Source organism: Mucilaginibacter kameinonensis, from assembly GCF_003675385.1.
In the GTDB taxonomy this organism is placed as follows: domain Bacteria; phylum Bacteroidota; class Bacteroidia; order Sphingobacteriales; family Sphingobacteriaceae; genus Mucilaginibacter; species Mucilaginibacter kameinonensis.
Genome location: NZ_RCWZ01000002.1, coordinates 205,443 through 222,914 on the forward strand (window position 1 = coordinate 205,443; position 17,472 = coordinate 222,914).

Genomic DNA, 17,472 nt, shown 5'->3' on the forward strand with positions numbered 1-17,472 from the left:
GTCCGGCAAACTGCTATCTTACATTAACTTTACTGACCTTATGAAACGACATCTATTACTATTGGCAGCTTTTGCAGCTCTCATAACAAATGCCAGCGCACAAACCGACTTGCCTACAGACAGCGGAACATTTTTCCTGCACAAATTTGAACAGCATATAGGCAAGGAAACATACTACGTACATAAATATAAAGACGCGGTTCATTATACTATCGATTTCAAGTTCGTCGACCGGGGCTCGCCGGTACCCCTTAAAGCCGAATTAAAGGTAAACCCCGCTGTTGAACCGCTTGAATTGACGATCAAAGGAAGTACTTCAAGGTTTTCGACCATTGATGATAAAGTGACCACCCGGGGTGGCGAAGCGTCAATCAGCGTTAATGATTCATCTTATACTCAAAAGTTATTACCCTTGAGTTTCCCGGTAGCGGGGTATTCGCCGGGCACTGTGCAACAGGTGCTCATTCAGTATTGGAATAAGCATAAACAGCCCGAAAGTATTCACACCTTGCCATTTGGCGCGGTTCAAATCAAAAAATCAGGTATAGATCAGCTTACTTTTAACGGTAAGCCACTTGTGTTAAACCGGCTTACTATTAGCGGCCTGGTTTGGGGTAACGAACTGGTTTGGACAGATCAGGAAGGTAAACTCATTTGCCTGATCACTAATGACGCGGAAGGCGACAAGCTGGAAATGATGCGTGTGCCTTATGAAGAATTACTGCCGCAACTGATCGGTAAAGCTGCCACTTATGGTATGGAACTATTTGCCAAAGCTGCTGCGCCAACAGGTAAGGTTGATAAAGTGATAGCCATTACCGGCGGAAACCTGGTTGAAGTAAATACTGGAACAAGTATGCCCAACGCTGTTATTTTAATAGAGAATGGCATTATTAAACAAACCGGCAAAGTTGGCGAAGTAAAAATTCCGGCAGGGGCGAAGATCATTGATGCTAAAGGAAAATCTGTGTTGCCGGGCCTGTGGGATATGCACGCGCACTTTGAACAGGCCGAATGGGGACCTGCTTATCTTGCCGCAGGCGTTACCACCGTACGCGATTGCGGTAATGAGTTTGGTTATATCAACGCTATAAAAGCGGCTATTGATGGAGGCAAAGGTGTGGGGCCTAATATTATTAAAGCTGGTATCATTGACGGCAAGGGGCCTTATGCATTGGGCATTATTCAGGCGGATACTAAAGAAGAAGCCATAAAGGCAGTTGATCGTTATAAAGAAAATGGTTTTCAGCAGATCAAGATCTACAGCTCGGTAAAACCGGCTATAGTAAAAGCTATTTGCGATGAAGCACACCGGTTGGGTTTAACTGTAACAGGTCACATCCCGAATGGGATGACCTTGCAGCAAGGGGTTGACTCGGGGATGAATATGGTTAACCATGTTCAGTACGTGTATTCAATCATGAAACGGGATAAGGACAGGTCAATTATTTTTGATGATTCTGTAAGTATTGCCGCGATTAAATTTATAAAAGATCATCATGTGGTTATAGACCCTACAGTTGGTGTTTTTGAACTGGCCCTGCGTAATGTTAAGGATGATATCACCAAATTGGAACCTAATTATTACAATTTGCCCTTGCCGCTTCAAGCCTTGTTTAAAAATATGGGCGTAGAACCTGCGCAGGCGGCTAAGCTTAAGCCCTTGTATGAAAGCATGAAGAAAACGGTTAAGGTGCTGTATGATGCAGGAATTCCAATAGTTGCCGGTACAGATATGGGCTTCCCGGGTTACAGTGTAGATCGCGAGCTTGAACTTTATGTTGAAGCTGGCCTAACTCCGGCACAGGCTATTAAAACAGCAACGATAACACCAGCTATAGTAATGAGCCTTGATAAAACAACCGGTTCAATTGCAGTGGGGAAACAAGCCGATCTTGTGATCATCGATGGCGATCCGCTGAAGAATATCAGCGATATCAGGAAGGTATCGGGAGTAATAAAGGAAGGCCGGATCTATGACCCGGTTAAGTTGCACCAGATGGTTGGGTTTAAAAAGTAGGGGAGTGGTTTATTAAGTTACGGATGGAAGGATTAACGATACTTTACAGGCCAGTTGGGCCAAAAGAATTAAAACTGATAGAAGAATCGGGTTTTAAGCGTTTTCCCAAACGCTTAGCTCAGCAACCTATTTTTTACCCGGTGATGAACGAGGAGTATGCCATTCAAATAGCAAGGGATTGGAATGTGCCTGCGTCTGGTTCGGGTTTTGTAACTAAATTTAGTTTGCCTGCTGAATATTTGAAACGCTACGAGGTGCAAAATGTGGGTGGTGTTGTACACGATGAGCTTTGGGTCCCGGCCGAAGAACTTGAAGAGTTTAACGATCATATAGTTGGATATATTGAGGTTACGCGTTCTTTTTACCCTAATAAAGCGGATTAAACAGGGTTGCAAATAAATGCAATGTTATGACAATAGATTTTACTGATACTTCATTTTAAAATGATACCTTTGCAGCCTCATTCCGAATCATGAGCGATCAGATTAAACATGAATGCGGTGTGGCATTTATCCGCTTACTAAAGCCACTATCTTATTATCAGAAAAAGTACGGAACTGCACTGTACGGCCTGAACAAACTTTACCTTTTAATGGAAAAACAGCACAACCGCGGCCAGGATGGCGCAGGTGTTGCTACCATTAAACTGGATATTGAACCGGGCAAAAGATACATCAGCCGTCACCGTTCAATGGCTTCAAATGCTGTTGCTGATATTTTTGAATACATCCAAAAGAAATTTGCGGATATTCAGAAAGAAGCTCCCGAAAAACTGGCCGATGCCGAATGGCTTAAAGAACACGTTAGCTTTACCGGCGAGGTTTTGTTAGGGCACCTGCGTTATGGTACCCATGGCAAAAACAGCATTGAAAGCTGCCACCCGTTTTTAAGGCAAAATAACTGGATGACCCGTAACCTGGTTATTGCAGGCAACTTTAACATGACCAATGTTGATGAGTTATTGCAGCAGTTATATGCTTTAGGCCAGCATCCAAAAGAAAAAGCCGATACCGTTACCGTGCTCGAAAAAATAGGCCACTTTATTGATACCGAAAATCAAGGCTTGTTTGATCAGTACAAACGTGAGGGATTGGACGATAACAGGGAAATTAGCAAACTTATCGCTAATGATATGGATGTTGCCAAGATCCTTCGTAAATCGGCCAAAAACTGGGATGGTGGTTATACCATTGCCGGTATCCTTGGTCATGGCGATGCCTTTGTTATGCGCGACCCTGCTGGTATTCGTCCGGCTTATTATTATTATAATGACGAGATCGTTGTTGCTGCTTCTGAGCGTCCGGCTATCCAAACCGCCTTTAATATACCGATGGAACAGATCAGGGAAATTCGCCCGGGTCATGCTTTGATCGTTAAAAAGAACGGTAAGATCACCGAAGATATGTTCAGCGAGCCACAGGAAAGAAAAGCTTGCTCGTTCGAGCGGATCTACTTTTCACGCGGCAGTGATGCGGCCATTTACCGTGAGCGTAAACAATTAGGCAGGTTGCTTTGTCCGCAAATCCTGGATTTTGTTAATCATGATATCAAAAACACAGTATTCTCGTACATACCAAACACCGCAGAAGTTGCTTTTTACGGTATGGTTGAAGGTATGCACAAGTATGTGAAGAAATATCAGCACGAAGAATTAGTGAAGCTTGGAGCCGATATTACCGAAGAGAAGGTTGCCGAAATACTCCAGGTTGCGCCGCGTGTTGAAAAGATCGCCATTAAAGATGTTAAGCTCCGCACGTTCATTACACAGGATGCCGACCGTAGCGAAATGGTAGCCCATGTGTATGATACTACTTATGGATTGATCAAAAAAGGCACCGACACCTTAGTGGTATTGGATGATTCTATTGTTCGTGGTACTACGCTGAAACAAAGTATCCTGAAAATTCTTGACAGGCTTGGCCCTAAAAAGGTTGTTGTGGTTTCATCTGCTCCGCAGATCCGTTACCCTGACTGCTATGGTATCGATATGTCGCGCATGGGCGAGTTTGTTGCTTTTGAGGCAGCAATCAGCCTGTTGAAAGAAATGGACAGGGAAGATGTGATCCTGGATGTTTACCAAAAATGTAAAGACAGCCAGAAATTACCGAAAGAAGAAGTTCAAAACTACGTTAAAGAGATTTACGCGATGTTTACCGATCAGCAGATCTCTGACCGTATCGCCCAGATCATCACCCCTAAAAATGTGAACTGCGAAGTACAGGTAATTTATCAAACTTTAGATAACCTGCACATCGCCTGTCCTGATAACCTTGGTGACTGGTATTTCAGCGGTGATTATCCAACTCCAGGCGGTAACAAGGTTGTTAACCGCGCCTTTGTTAACTGGATGGAAGGTAAAAACCAAAGAGCTTATATGTAAAACCCCTTACCCCCCTAAAGGGGTATTGATATACAAGGCGATGGATTTTTCATCGCCTTTTTTGTTTTAAACAATTTAATATCTAAGGGCGTCATTGCGAGGTACGAAGCAATCCCCTATTAGCAGATCCGCCCTGTAAAGTCGGGGATTGCTTCGTACCTCGCAATGACGATGCGGAGAAGTCTTTTCTTCTAAAAGGAATCAAATATTAAGCAGGGATTCGATCTTATTTACGACAGCTGAATTATTATGATCCTGCCGGTGCCGCAAACACAAAGTGTGTAACCAACTTATCAATAAGCACTAACGAGGCGATAATAAGCGCTATGCCCGCAACTTCATTTAACCGGTGAATAAATTTAACCGAAATGCGTGCCCGGAGTTTATTAGCGTAGAAAGCTTTGAGGGTATCCATGCCGAACTGAATGATCAGTATGGTTAAAAACATAACAGCAATATGAAATGACCTGTGCGGCGTACCTACAAGGAAGGTTGTACTGGCGGCACCAATTACCACCGTCCAATGGAATAGGAGGGTAGGATTGAAAATACACATCAGGAAACCCTTGAGTACGTAACCAAAGCGGTCGGCACTTGAGGGTACTTTATTTTCGTAATTGATCTCGCTTTTCTTAAACATATAGTACAAGCCAAGCGCAAATAGTATAGCACTGCCTACAACGCCGGCTATGACCTTGGTATGGTCGGATACATCGATATATTGCGAACCAAACAGGATTGCACCCACAAAAACCACATCGCTGCAAACTACACCAAGGGCAAGCGAAACACCGGCATGAAAGCCTTTTTCGATACTGGTTTTAATAAGCGCAAAAAAAACCGGGCCGGTTATAAACGTAAGTACTAATCCAAACCCGATACCCGAAACAATGGCTTTTATCATTAAGTTAAGCTTTGTTCTTTTTTGAACATTGCGAATATGCAATTTTATCAGTTAAACAACGAAACATAAAATTGTGATTTAATTTATTTAAAAAAGAGTGGAGACTTTTACCAAAATTGAATTATGTTTAGAGATTCAAAAATCAAATCAGTACAACCTACTTTAAAATGGAACAAAACAATGCTAAAAACTACGGTACAGCCCTGTATACGCTGATTACCGTGTTTTTTTTCTGGGGCTTTTTAGCGGCCTCTAACGGTATTTTCATACCCTTCTGTAAAGAGCACTTTCACCTCACCCAGTTCGAATCGCAATTAATTGACTTTACCTTTTATGGTGGGTATTTCATTGGCTCACTGATACTTTATTTCGCATCACAAGCAAGTAAGGTGGATATCATGAACAAGTTGGGTTACAAAAATGGTATCATTTTAGGGCTTGTTATTTCGGCTGTAGGTGCGTTGGGTATGATCCCTGCTGTAGCTTCAGGCGCATTTGGCTTTATCCTGGCTGTTTTCTTCATTATAGCAGTTGGTTTTTCATTACAGCAAACGGCTGCAAACCCTTTTGTGGTTGCCTTAGGGCCACCCGAAACTGGTTCAAACCGTTTAAACTTTGCAGGTAGTATTAATAATATAGGCGCTTTATTAGGCCCGGTAGTAGTAGGTGTTGTATTATTTGGTTCCGCAACTGCTAAAACCGCTGCCGCCGATGTTAAAATATCATCAATTAATAATTTGTATTATTTATTGGCAGGTCTGTTCATCGCGGTTGCTTTGTTCTTCTGGTTCTCAAACTTACCAAAAGTTACCAGCGATGAAAAGATCGAGTCAAGCTCAAAAGCAAATACACCATTGCTGGTTATGTTTGTAGCGTTTTGTTTGATACTTGCTGCCGATCCTATCAGCAAGGCTACCGGCGTACCAAGTCAGTATTTTGTGTATGCTTCGTTAGCAATAATCATTTTTACATTGGTAGGTACTATTTTCGCCGCCAAAAAGAACAAAGAAGGTTGGGGAGCTATGCAGTACCCACAGTTGATATTAGGAATGCTGGCCATATTTACTTACGTAGGTACCGAGGTAACTATTCAAAGTAACATGGGCGCTTTATTAAAAACCCCTGAATTTGGTTCTTTTGCCGAGTCTGATATCGCTCCTTATATTTCTTTATACTGGGGTAGTTTGATGATTGGCCGTTTTGCGGGTTCTATTGACGCTTTCAACCTTTCAAAATCGGTTAAATACATATTATATGTGTTAATTCCATTCCTTGCTTTTGGCATTGTTTTATTAGTGAATGCTGCCACTGGCGTTAATGTAAGCAACTTGTATGCTTATGCAATTTGTGTAGCTATCCTGGTAGTGGCTTTCTTCATCGGTCAGCAAAAGCCAACCCGTACATTATCGGTACTTGGATTGTTAGGTGTAGCGTTCATGCTTGCAGGTTTATTTACTACAGGTAAGGTTGCTACATTCGCATTCATCAGCGGTGGTTTATGCTGCTCTATCATGTGGCCATCAATTTTCTCGTTGGCAATTACCGGTTTAGGCAAGTACACCAGCCAGGGATCTGCATTCCTGATCATGATGATTTTGGGTGGTTCAATCATTCCGCCGTTGCAAGGTAAAATTGCTGACGGTGCAACCGGTGTTATTCCAGGTGTGAGCGGTATCCACTTCTCATACATTGTGCCTGTAATTGGTTTTGCATACCTTGCTTATTTTGCATGGAAAGTTAGCCGCGAGCTTCGCAGTCAGGGTATCGACCTTGACCACGTTGAAGTTAAAGGCGGACATTAATATTTAATCAGTCATTAGATCATTGGGTCATTAAGTCATTTTTAAATGAAGTAATGACCCAATGACGTTTAATGACATAATGAATTAAACTATGAAACCCAGCTTTGATCATATTTTCATGAACCTGGCCAATGACCTTTCATTGCGTTCTCACTGCGTTAAAGCACACGTTGGAGCGGTTTTAACGCGCGATACCAGGATTATATCCATCGGTTATAACGGGCCTCCTGCAGGCACGCATAATTGCGATGAGGAATGGCCAGGAGTTGGATGTGCACGCGATTCAAAAGGTAGTTGCTCACTTGCCCTTCATGCCGAGGAAAATGCTATACTTTACGCCGTGAAAAACGGGGCGCGACTTGAAGGTGCTACGCTGTATACCACGCTATCGCCGTGTTTGCCATGTGCAAGGCTTATCTATTCGGCGGGGATAACGCATGTTTACTATGACAAATCCTATGCTGAGTATAAAGGCCTGCCAAGCGACGAAGGGGTGGATTTTTTAAACAGGTTTGGCGTTAAGGCAGAGAAATTTAAACAGAACCATGATGCGCTTGATTAAAAGATTTCCTGATGTTGTTTGATATATCAGGAAATCCTCTAATCCTAAAAATCAAGGTTCAAGATTTACTCCGCAATAAACGGCTCTATATGGCTTATGGCAAACATAAGCTGCTCGTCCTGGCTTAGGTCGGTGTTATCTAATATAATGGCGTCTTCGGCGCGGGTAAGAGGGCTTTCCTCACGGGTTGTATCCTGGTAATCGCGGTGGGCAAGATTATCAAAAACCTCTTCTAAGGTGATGGTAGGGTTTGTTGGCAATAATTCCTTATAACGGCGTTCGGCGCGGATCTTCGGATCGGCAGTCATAAACAGCTTCACCTGAGCATCCGGGAATACTACTGTGCCAATATCCCTGCCATCCATAATGATGTTTTTTGAACGGCCTAAACGCTGTTGCTGCCTTACCATAGCTACGCGCACCTCTTTAATTGCAGCTACCGAACTAACTTTTTCGGCAACATGCATCTGACGGATCTCATCAGATACATCCTCTTCATTTAAAGTGATAAAGGTTTTATGATTTTGCGTATGAAAGTTAAGATGGATGTTATGTAAGGCTTCAGCTATCTGCGCATGGTTCTCCAGATCGATCTTATGCCTTAAAAAGTATAAAGTTACTGCACGGTACATGGCACCGCTATCCACATAAATGAAATGAAGCTCTTTTGCTAAAGCTTTTGCCAGGGTGCTTTTTCCGCACGATGAATAGCCGTCAATAGCTACTACGATGTTGTTGTTCATAGAGCTGCTAAGTTAGCAAATAATCGTCAAATGGCCTGCCGGAGCTAACGCAATTAGACTTATTTTTGGGGATGAATTTTACCAAAGCCGATCTCCAGAAGGAAACAAGCTACAAAACATCAAGAAGCGGAGGAAAGGGCGGCCAGAACGTAAACAAGGTTTCGAGCAAGGTTGAACTGTTATTTTCGATAGCCTCATCTGCATTATTTACCGATGAAGAAAAGTTGCTGCTAACCGATAAGTTACAAAACAGGCTTAATAAAGATGGTTACGTGCAGGTGATATGCGATGAGGAGCGGAGCCAGTATCTCAATAAAGAAAAAGCAATTGAAAGATTAATATCATTGCTGACAAAAGCCCTCCAAAAGCCTAAAGTACGAAAGCCAACCAAAGTAAGTAAAGCCGCTAAAGCCGCGAGGTTGGATAATAAGAAAATGCAGTCGGCTAAGAAAGAGAATAGAAAAATAGATTTTAGAGATTAGTTTGAGGATTCACTAAAACTACGCCATTGCGAGCGAAGCGTGGCAATCGCATACAATACAGAGCGGCAATGCTTCCGTGCGATTGCTTCGTTCCTTACAGCAATGACATGGTGGTTGATGTAGCGCGTTGCTCCTAATCACTAATCTCCAACCTCTAATCTCTTTACTTAAACCTGTAAAACCCGGTAATTGATCCCCACTGGTGCGAGCGGATCATTTCCTTGGCATCTTTGGTATGGAATACCGCAGCAATATCAAACGCGAAACGACTGGTGGTAAAAGCTACACCAACCTGCTGACTTAATATAAAAGGTTTTTTTTCTGAAGTAACCTCCAAACTATTAGGGTCATCATGTTTGCGGAACAAGCTGCCTTGTATGGTAGCATCATAGCCAACTACATTGGCTAAAGGCTTGTAGTAAAAGAAAATCTCGTGCTTATGTAGTAGTTTATCTTCACCTCCGGTTGACACCGTACTTTGAGTACTAATAGAATTGAATAGTTGATTAAAATTGCCTATACGTATCATTCCGCCTGCACCCGCGCCAGTAAAACCGTTGCCCAGGTTAGCATATGAACTAAATGTAAGGTCGATCCATGAAGCGCGGGCTAACAGCTTATTATACTCGGCCGAAAGGTTAAGTTCCACATCGTTTTTGATTTGGTACTGCCAGCCGTTAAGCTGATAAAAGCCAAACGTATTGTGGATAAGCTTTTGTACTGGCTCGCCACCGGCAGCTGGACCTACAACGCCCAGTTGAGCGCCAAACTTCAGGTTGCTTTCGTTTTTATAAAGGAAGTTGAGTGTCGAGCCTAAATAGGTATAAGCGGCAAATGGCCTGTCTATATCAAATGGTCCGCGCACATAGCCCGATTGCGGGTTAAACATTTTCTGCCCCAATTCAAAGCCCAAAACTTTGTTCGCCAGATCTTTTTCAGCAGGTTTAACCGGCAAAGCTTTACGATAGTAAAAGAAAATACCGTTGGTGTAATACCTGTCAGATCCCTGGGCAAGGAATGAGTCATTATCAGATTGAATACCAAATTCGTGACCTCGGGTTTGTGCAAATAAACAGGTAGCGCTTAGCAGGCATACCAGTGTTAAAAATAGTTTATTAGGCATTGGGGTTTATATAGTATATGTGCGCTAATATATAAAAAACCCAATGCAAATAAAGTAGTTATCAGTTTGTGTGTTTGAAATTGACGTCATGTTCACAGTTATTGCTTAAGGGGAAAACAAAAAAGCTTCACGGTACGCCGTGAAGCTTTTTTTTGGTAAGTAAACTGCTTAATTAATCACAGTTTTTTCATCTTCCTTAACGGTAAGATCTATCGGCTTTTTAACCTTTTCGTTAAGAAGGGCAAGGGTTATCACATCCTTCATATCGGTAACATAATGGAAATTAAGGTCCTTTGTGTAATCTTCTTTAATTTCCAGGATATCCTTTTGGTTTGATTTGCACAAAATGATCTCCTTGATATTGGCACGTTTGGCAGCCAGGATCTTCTCCTTAATACCACCAACAGGTAACACACGGCCACGAAGTGTGATCTCACCGGTCATGGCCAAGTTAGGTTTTACTTTACGCTGTGTAAATGCCGATACCAATGCTGTAAGCATAGTTACACCTGCCGACGGGCCATCTTTAGGTGTAGCACCAGCAGGTACGTGTACGTGTACATCCCATTGGTCAAATAGTTTTGGATTGATATCAAAATCGGCAGCATGAGCCCGCAAATAGGCGAGTGCAATTGTTACCGACTCTTTCATAACATCACCAAGGCTGCCTGTTAGCGTTAAGCGGCCTTTTCCGGGACTTAAGCTTGCTTCTATGAACAAGATATCGCCACCAACCGAAGTCCAGGCCAAGCCTGTTACAACGCCAGCTACGTCGTTGCCTTCGTAAAGGTCTTTATCAAAAATAGGAGCCCCTAAAATTTTCTCGATGTCTTTTTTGCTGACAACACTGTTGTATGGCTCTTCCATGGCAATGTTTTTGGCCACACCACGTACAACCGAGCCTATTTTTTTCTCTAATGAACGTACGCCCGATTCGCGGGTATAATCCACAATTACCTTTTCAAGCACATCGGCCTTAAGGCTAACATCTTTTATTTTTAAACCATGGGCCTCGCGCTGTTTTGGTACGAGGTGTTGCTTGGCTATTTCAATTTTTTCTTCAATGGTATAACCGTTCACTTCAATGATCTCCATCCTGTCTAACAAAGCAGGCTGAATAGTGCTCAATGAGTTTGCGGTAGCGATGAACATAACGTTCGACAGGTCGTAATCCATCTCAACATAATGGTCAGAAAAAGTACCGTTTTGCTCAGGGTCAAGCACCTCAAGCAGGGCTGATGAAGGGTCTCCTCTAAAATCGTTACCCACTTTATCTATCTCATCAAGGATAAACACCGGGTTTGAAGCACCGGCTTTTTTTATCGACTGGATAATACGGCCCGGCATAGCACCGATATATGTTTTACGGTGCCCACGGATCTCCGCTTCGTCACGAATGCCGCCTAATGCCATACGCACGTATTTACGGCCCAAAGCTTTGGCTATTGACTTACCTAACGATGTTTTACCAACTCCCGGAGGGCCCACCAAACAAAGGATAGGGGCTTTCATGTCATGCTTTAGCTTAAGTACGGCCAGGTATTCGATAATACGCTGTTTTACTTTATCTAAGCCAAAGTGGTCTTTATCCAGGATCCTTTGCGCACGTTTAAGATCAAAATTGTCTTTAGTGAACTCGTTCCATGGTAAATCAAGCAAGAGTTCAAGATAGTTGATCTGTACCGAGTAATCAGCTGCGGCAGGGTTAGTACGCGCCAGTTTTTCAAGCTCTTTATTAAAGTGATCTTTAACTTCTTTAGCCCATTTCTTTTTACCGGCACGCTGGCGCAGGCTCTCAATTTCCAAATCGGGGGTGTTGCCACCCAGTTCTTCCTGTATGGTTTTAAGCTGCTGGTTCAGGAAGTAGTCCCTCTGCTGCTTATCCAGGTCAACGCGCACTTTGGTTTGGATCTGGTTTTTCAGTTCCAGCATCTGCAGGTCAAGTGTCAGGTGCTCCAATACAAGGTTGGCACGTTCGCGCAGGTTAGCAATTTCAAGTAGGTGCTGCTTGGCACTCATATCAGCATTCATGTTTGATGATATGAAGTTGATCAGGAACGATGTGCTCTCGATATTACGGATAGCGATACCCGCTTCGCTCGGGATGTTTGGCGAAAGCTGGATAATGTTCATGGCCATATCCTTAATGGATGATACCATGGCTTTAAACTCCTTATCTTCCTTGCCTTTTATTTCATGGAAGGGCTCAACTGTAGCTTTTATATAGGGTTCGCTTTGTACTTCTTCTTTTAAATAAAAACGTTTTTTACCCTGGATGATAACGGTAGTGTTACCATCAGGCATCTGCAACATTTTTATGATGAGTGCTATGGTGCCAACTTTATTAAGCTGGTTAAAGGTAGGGTCTTCAATCCCCACATCCTGTTGCGAAACCACCCCAATCATGCGACTGCCTTTATTGGCATCGCGGATTAGTTTTATTGATTTATCCCTGCCAACCGTAATTGGGATAACAACACCCGGAAAAAGAACGGTATTGCGCAAGGGTAAAATAGGCATTACATCGGGAAGCTCCTCATTATTCATCTCCTCCTCATCTTCCGATGACATTAACGGGAAAAATTCTGAATCCTCATTTATAACCGGTAAAGCATTTTTAAAATCAAACGGATCGAAATTCATTAATTATATTTTATAGAATAAAACGCCATGTTGTCAGCCTGCAAAACGACAATTACGCCAATTACAGGTTATTGCGCGATTATGAATCGCACCCGTGTATGGTTCAAGAGCTGTGCCAAGTTACGCTGATTAATAGCAACAAATAATTCGTTGATTTAACGTACTGGTTATATGTTTGTTACAAATTTATGGCAAGTATTGTAAATAAATAAGATTTTATTGGTAAAGATGAAAAAAAGTCATAGTATCGCTGTTCACAATTTTATGCACATGTGAAATTTATTTTCACAAAACTGCCATATTGCATAATATTTTGATGTATTGATAGTTAATATAATACCATTTTTGTTTTACCAGTAATCCGTTTAATGAAGTTATCAGTTATCCTGCCCCTTCTGATCATGTCTTCGCTTGAGTCGGCTATGGCACAAAACGCTTACGTGCGTCTTGGCCAGCAGGCACTTATGGATGGCGATTTCCGTTCGGCGGTATCGCACCTGGAAAAGGCATGCATAACTGATTCAACAAATGCCAATGCTATGTGGATGTTGGGGTATTCTTATTATCATAGCGATAACTATAAAAAATCGATATTGGCATACACCAAGGTAATTGCTGTAAAACCTGCCGATGCTACTGCGTATTATTACAGGGCGCGGGCAAAAAGCTATCTTGGCAGAGATAACCAGGCATCGCCGGCTGATAAGGAATTATATCTGTTAGGAGCAATAGTTGACCTTACCAAAGCTATCTCCATTAACAGCGATTTAAAAGACAATAAATACTACCAGAACCGGGGTATAGCTTACCGTGAATACGGCGTATTTAAACTACAGTCGACTTCTCGTTTTTTTGATAAGGCGAGGGGCATAAACTCGTTGAAGGCTTCCATTGCCGATCTGGAAAAAGTACTTGCCGATAACCCAAGTCGTATGGATATCGCGGCCTTGATTGATCAATCAAAAGAAAAACTTATCCAGGCCACTACCGGCGGCAGTACATTAGTGAAACAGCACTAAATTTTATAAAACTTTTCTTTTTACCTTTTGGGTAAAGTCCCCTGCACTTTATAGTCATTACGTCCCATCAGTTTTACATGCTGTGTTTTCTGGATCAGGTAAAGCGAATCGGGAAAATAGCTCAACTTTTCGTTGGTTTCGTACAGCAGGTTTTTGGTGTGGTTGTAAATCAGGATCCATTCCACTTTATCGCCTGCTTTTTTAATGATAATGCGACGGGTTTTTAACTCCGGTGTACGGGCCCTGTAAACGATGGCGCTATCGCTGGTGCTAACAATGTAACTGTTTTTCCAGGCAGGACGGTTAATGTCCGACTGGATAAATAAATTGAGCTCCTGGTTCCAGTTGCCAATGTGTACCGTTTTGGTTTCGGTAACGCCATTGTGGGTAACTGTTTTAACAACAGCGGGATTTAACTTAGTAAGCCGTGCAGAGTCGGCCCTGAAAAATTCTTTCAGATCAAAATAAGCCAATTTAGCGCCGCTTTGCTTGTTATCGGGCCTGCAGGAATATAAAGTTGCTATTAATAACAAAAAGCCGCCCATGAGGGCGGCTTTGCTTATGTTTTTTGGATTATACCAATACATTACCAGTCATTTCGGGAGGTATGGCAACACCTAATATGCTTAATATTGTTGGCGCCACATCGCCCAGTTTTCCGTCTTTTACTTCTTTTACGTCTTTATCAATCACAATACATGGTACCAGGTTGGTAGTGTGCGCTGTGTTTGGCGAACCGTCTTCATTGATCATGTAATCGGCATTACCATGGTCGGCCAGGATAATGAATGAATAGCCATTGGCTAAACCAGCTTCAACAACGGCTTTGGTGCAGCTATCGGCAGTTTCGGCAGCTTTAACTACAGCGCTGAATACACCTGTATGACCAACCATATCTGTATTGGCAAAGTTAAGGCAAACAAAATCAGGCCAGCCTGTTTCCAGTTCAGGGATGATAGCATCGCGGATACCAGCAGCATTCATCTCAGGTTGCAGATCATAAGTTGCAACTTTTGGAGATGGCGCTAATAACCTTTTTTCGTTTTCAAACTCTTTTTCGCGGCCACCCGAGAAGAAGAAAGTTACGTGCGGATATTTTTCAGTTTCTGCTATCCTGATCTGGGTTTTTCCGGCATTTTGCAGGATCTCGCCCAGCGTTTTGGTCAGATCTTCTTTGTTGAAAACAACCTGAACATTTTTAAATGTTTCATCATATGGGGTCATGGTGATGTAACGGACAGACAGCGGGTGCATGTTGTACTCTGGGAACGATTTCTGGGTAAGCGCGATACTGATCTCGCGGCCCCTGTCGGTACGGAAGTTGAAGCAGATCACCACGTCGCCATCTTTAATAACAGCCAATGGTTTTCCTTCACTATCAGTAGCAACTATTGGTTTCACAAACTCGTCGGTAACATCTTCAAGGTATGAATGCTTGATGAGGTCTGTAACATTTTGAGTTGGCGTACCAATACCATTCACCATCAGGTCATAAGCCAGTTTCACGCGCTCCCAGCGGTTATCGCGGTCCATGGCATAATACCTGCCAATTGCAGAAGCAATTTTAGCGCCGGTACCGGCAATGTGCTCTTCAAGATCGGTAATAAAGCCAAGTCCTGATTTAGGGTCGGTATCACGGCCATCCAAAAACGCGTGGATATATACGTTGTTAACATCCAGTTGTTTGGCAGCATCGCAAAGGCCTTTTACGTGCCTGATATGTGAGTGAACACCACCATCAGATACTAAGCCAATGAAGTGTATATCTTTATTGTTTTGTTTAGCGTATTCAAAGGCATCTTTCAATACCGGGATGGTTGGCAGTTCATTATCATCAACTGCTTTATGAATACGGCCAAGTTCCTGGTAAACCACGCGACCAGCACCAAGGTTCATGTGGCCAACTTCAGAGTTGCCCATTTGCCCGGCAGGTAAACCTACTGCTGTTCCTGAAGCTTCAAGTTTTGAATTTGGATATTGTTCAATCAGGCTATCAAAAAAAGGAGTTTTAGCTGCTATTATAGCGTTTGATTGATCATTACGGCCGTAACCCCAGCCATCAAGTATTATTAATGCGAGTTTTTTTTTGTTTTCCACAATGCAAATATAAAGGCAACGGGGTACTTTATATATAATTTTTTAATTTAGGTTAGCAGTCTGAAATAAAAGTGCCACTTCCGTGTTAGTATGTAGTATACAAGGTTTTGAAATATCATTTTATCTTACATGAAAAACAACTAAACAGTTAGTGGCCCTTTGTAACTTTAACACCTATTAGTACGTTATTATAGTATGAAATTGAAATACTTGCCATCGTTAGTTTTGTTGTTGCTGATCCCATATGCTTCGTCGTATGCCGATGTGATAGATAACGTGGCTAATCTTTTAAAAGCCGGTAATACCAAAGAGCTTTCCAGGCTGTTTGCCAACAATGTGGAGATAACCATCATGGAGGATGAGAATGTTTACTCTCAAACCCAGGCAGCGGTAATACTGGATAAGTTTTTCGCCAAGAATAAACCTCAGGGCATCAAATTGCTGCATAAAGTAAACTCAGGCGGTAATTACCATTTTGGAGTATATATTTTAAATACAGATAAAGGCGAATTCCGCGTTGCAATAACCCTTAAAGACGCCGGCAAAAGCACCAATGTTGTTGAGCTGAAAATTGAAGATGAAAAGGTGAAGTGACACAGTTCATGGATCATAGTTAATGGTTCATGGCACCTGTTTGAGCCGAATAGTTTTCATAGTCAATGATTTGCCATGAACAATGAACAATGAACCATTATCTTTACCGTAATCAAACCCCCGCATTTGAAAATTGTTGTTACTTTTGACACTATAAAAAGTACACAATTGGATAAGGAACTAATACATCAGTTTATAAATAATGCTTTAAGTGAGGATGTTGGCGATGGCGACCATACTTCACTTTCAACTATCCCAGCCGATGCTACCGGTAAAGCAAAACTTTTAGTTAAGGACGAAGGAATACTGGCCGGTGTTGAGCTGGCTGCCGAAATATTTCACGTGGTTGATCCCAACCTTAAAATGAATGTTTTTTTAGAAGACGGCACTCCTGTAAAATATGGCGACGTTGCTTTTGAGGTTGAAGGCAGTTCGCGCAGCATTTTAACTGCCGAGCGTTTGGTACTGAATTGTATGCAGCGCATGTCGGGAATTGCTACAAAAACCCGGCAGATTGTTGACCTGTTGAAAGGCACTAACACCAAAGTTTTAGATACCCGTAAAACTACTCCGGGACTTCGCTACCTCGAAAAATGGGCTGTGCGCATAGGCGGTGGTGTAAACCATAGGTTTGGTTTATATGATATGATCCTGATCAAGGATAACCATGTTGACTACGCCGGCGGAATAAGACAAGCCATTGAAAGCGCTAACCAATACCTGGCTGATAACGGAAAAAAACTGGCAATAGAAATTGAGGTTCGCAACCTTGATGAACTGGAGCAGGTTTTACAAACCGGTAATGTAAACCGCATTTTGATAGATAACTTTAATTTCGATAACCTGCGCCAGGCGGTAGCCATGAACAAAGGGCGTTTTATTACCGAAGCTTCGGGCGGAATTACCATTGATAACATCCGCCAGTATGCCGATTGTGGCGTTGATTATATTTCGGTAGGCGCGCTTACTCATTCTGTTAAAAGCCTTGACCTTAGTCTTAAAGCTGTAAAATAGGGGTAGTTAAACAACAGATAACATATTGTTAAACAAAGTTTAGTGGTAAAAGCGCTGAGATTAAAACGCTTTTACCGCTTCAATTTTGT

At 42.4% G+C, this 17,472-nt stretch carries 15 protein-coding genes; 9 read left to right on the forward strand and 6 right to left on the reverse strand.

Annotation, left to right across the window (positions count from 1 at the left end; genetic code table 11):
* The first annotated feature begins 40 nt into the window (after positions 1-40).
* The 3 genes from EAH55_RS07895 (at position 41) to EAH55_RS07905 (ending at position 4,400) form a co-directional block, all read left to right on the forward strand.
* Positions 41-2,020 (forward strand): amidohydrolase family protein, encoded by a 1,980-nt coding sequence (locus tag EAH55_RS07895; RefSeq protein WP_162996783.1) that lies wholly within the window; start codon positions 41-43, stop codon positions 2,018-2,020.
* A 23-nt stretch (positions 2,021-2,043) separates the two neighbouring features.
* Positions 2,044-2,403, forward strand: a complete 360-nt coding sequence (locus tag EAH55_RS07900; protein WP_121809167.1) for a hypothetical protein — start codon at positions 2,044-2,046, stop codon at positions 2,401-2,403.
* Between the two features lie 89 nt (positions 2,404-2,492).
* Positions 2,493-4,400: an amidophosphoribosyltransferase gene (locus tag EAH55_RS07905; RefSeq protein ID WP_121809168.1), complete on the forward strand. Its 1,908-nt coding sequence runs from the start codon at positions 2,493-2,495 to the stop codon at positions 4,398-4,400.
* A 247-nt stretch (positions 4,401-4,647) separates the two neighbouring features.
* Here EAH55_RS07905 and EAH55_RS07910 read toward each other — a convergent pair whose 3' ends face one another.
* Positions 4,648-5,304, reverse strand: coding sequence for a LysE family translocator (locus tag EAH55_RS07910; RefSeq protein ID WP_110587194.1), 657 nt, complete (start codon positions 5,302-5,304; stop codon positions 4,648-4,650).
* 167 nt (positions 5,305-5,471) lie between these two features.
* Between EAH55_RS07910 and EAH55_RS07915 the strand changes: the two genes are divergently transcribed.
* On the forward strand, positions 5,472-7,106 hold the full coding sequence (locus EAH55_RS07915; protein WP_121809169.1) for an MFS transporter: 1,635 nt from the start codon (positions 5,472-5,474) through the stop codon (positions 7,104-7,106).
* 91 nt (positions 7,107-7,197) lie between these two features.
* Positions 7,198-7,668: a deoxycytidylate deaminase gene (locus EAH55_RS07920; RefSeq protein WP_121809170.1), complete on the forward strand. Its 471-nt coding sequence runs from the start codon at positions 7,198-7,200 to the stop codon at positions 7,666-7,668.
* A 65-nt stretch (positions 7,669-7,733) separates the two neighbouring features.
* Here EAH55_RS07920 and cmk read toward each other — a convergent pair whose 3' ends face one another.
* Positions 7,734-8,411, reverse strand: coding sequence for a (d)CMP kinase (gene cmk, locus EAH55_RS07925; RefSeq protein ID WP_112567162.1), 678 nt, complete (start codon positions 8,409-8,411; stop codon positions 7,734-7,736).
* Between the two features lie 71 nt (positions 8,412-8,482).
* Here cmk and arfB point away from each other — a divergent pair, with 71 nt between their 5' ends.
* The gene (gene arfB, locus EAH55_RS07930) at positions 8,483-8,893 is read left to right on the forward strand and encodes an alternative ribosome rescue aminoacyl-tRNA hydrolase ArfB (RefSeq protein ID WP_121809171.1); all 411 of its coding nucleotides are present in this window, start codon (positions 8,483-8,485) and stop codon (positions 8,891-8,893) included.
* Positions 8,894-9,056: 163 nt separating this feature from the next.
* Here arfB and EAH55_RS07935 read toward each other — a convergent pair whose 3' ends face one another.
* Positions 9,057-10,016 (reverse strand): lipid A deacylase LpxR family protein, encoded by a 960-nt coding sequence (locus EAH55_RS07935; protein ID WP_121809172.1) that lies wholly within the window; start codon positions 10,014-10,016, stop codon positions 9,057-9,059.
* A 168-nt stretch (positions 10,017-10,184) separates the two neighbouring features.
* Positions 10,185-12,659 carry an endopeptidase La gene (lon, locus tag EAH55_RS07940; RefSeq protein ID WP_121809173.1) on the reverse strand — a complete coding sequence of 825 codons (2,475 nt, stop codon included), beginning with the start codon at positions 12,657-12,659 and terminating at the stop codon, positions 10,185-10,187.
* A gap of 368 nt (positions 12,660-13,027) precedes the next feature.
* Between lon and EAH55_RS07945 the strand changes: the two genes are divergently transcribed.
* Positions 13,028-13,678 carry a tetratricopeptide repeat protein gene (locus EAH55_RS07945; RefSeq protein ID WP_112567177.1) on the forward strand — a complete coding sequence of 217 codons (651 nt, stop codon included), beginning with the start codon at positions 13,028-13,030 and terminating at the stop codon, positions 13,676-13,678.
* A 20-nt stretch (positions 13,679-13,698) separates the two neighbouring features.
* Here EAH55_RS07945 and EAH55_RS07950 read toward each other — a convergent pair whose 3' ends face one another.
* Together EAH55_RS07950 and gpmI are read right to left on the reverse strand one after the other, a co-directional pair.
* On the reverse strand, positions 13,699-14,265 hold the full coding sequence (locus EAH55_RS07950; RefSeq protein ID WP_121809174.1) for a hypothetical protein: 567 nt from the start codon (positions 14,263-14,265) through the stop codon (positions 13,699-13,701).
* Entirely contained in the window at positions 14,252-15,775 is a 1,524-nt protein-coding gene (gene gpmI / locus EAH55_RS07955; RefSeq protein WP_121809175.1) for a 2,3-bisphosphoglycerate-independent phosphoglycerate mutase, read from the reverse strand. The genes EAH55_RS07950 and gpmI overlap by 14 nt, the downstream gene beginning before the upstream one ends.
* 195 nt (positions 15,776-15,970) lie before the next feature.
* Between gpmI and EAH55_RS07960 the strand changes: the two genes are divergently transcribed.
* Together EAH55_RS07960 and nadC are read left to right on the forward strand one after the other, a co-directional pair.
* Positions 15,971-16,369, forward strand: coding sequence for a DUF4783 domain-containing protein (locus tag EAH55_RS07960; RefSeq protein WP_121809176.1), 399 nt, complete (start codon positions 15,971-15,973; stop codon positions 16,367-16,369).
* 168 nt (positions 16,370-16,537) lie between these two features.
* Positions 16,538-17,383, forward strand: a complete 846-nt coding sequence (gene nadC, locus EAH55_RS07965; protein ID WP_121810013.1) for a carboxylating nicotinate-nucleotide diphosphorylase — start codon at positions 16,538-16,540, stop codon at positions 17,381-17,383.
* Positions 17,384-17,472: the final 89 nt, after the last annotated feature.

Coding starts and splice junctions, on each gene's coding strand:
- EAH55_RS07895 (WP_162996783.1), top strand. CDS start 41: ATGAAACGACATCTATTACTATTGGCAGCTTTTGCAGCTCTCATAACA.
- EAH55_RS07900 (WP_121809167.1), top strand. CDS start 2,044: ATGGAAGGATTAACGATACTTTACAGGCCAGTTGGGCCAAAAGAATTA.
- EAH55_RS07905 (WP_121809168.1), top strand. CDS start 2,493: ATGAGCGATCAGATTAAACATGAATGCGGTGTGGCATTTATCCGCTTA.
- EAH55_RS07910 (WP_110587194.1), bottom strand. CDS start 5,304: ATGATAAAAGCCATTGTTTCGGGTATCGGGTTTGGATTAGTACTTACG.
- EAH55_RS07915 (WP_121809169.1), top strand. CDS start 5,472: ATGGAACAAAACAATGCTAAAAACTACGGTACAGCCCTGTATACGCTG.
- EAH55_RS07920 (WP_121809170.1), top strand. CDS start 7,198: ATGAAACCCAGCTTTGATCATATTTTCATGAACCTGGCCAATGACCTT.
- cmk (WP_112567162.1), bottom strand. CDS start 8,411: ATGAACAACAACATCGTAGTAGCTATTGACGGCTATTCATCGTGCGGA.
- arfB (WP_121809171.1), top strand. CDS start 8,483: ATGAATTTTACCAAAGCCGATCTCCAGAAGGAAACAAGCTACAAAACA.
- EAH55_RS07935 (WP_121809172.1), bottom strand. CDS start 10,016: ATGCCTAATAAACTATTTTTAACACTGGTATGCCTGCTAAGCGCTACC.
- lon (WP_121809173.1), bottom strand. CDS start 12,659: ATGAATTTCGATCCGTTTGATTTTAAAAATGCTTTACCGGTTATAAAT.
- EAH55_RS07945 (WP_112567177.1), top strand. CDS start 13,028: ATGAAGTTATCAGTTATCCTGCCCCTTCTGATCATGTCTTCGCTTGAG.
- EAH55_RS07950 (WP_121809174.1), bottom strand. CDS start 14,265: ATGTATTGGTATAATCCAAAAAACATAAGCAAAGCCGCCCTCATGGGC.
- EAH55_RS07960 (WP_121809176.1), top strand. CDS start 15,971: ATGAAATTGAAATACTTGCCATCGTTAGTTTTGTTGTTGCTGATCCCA.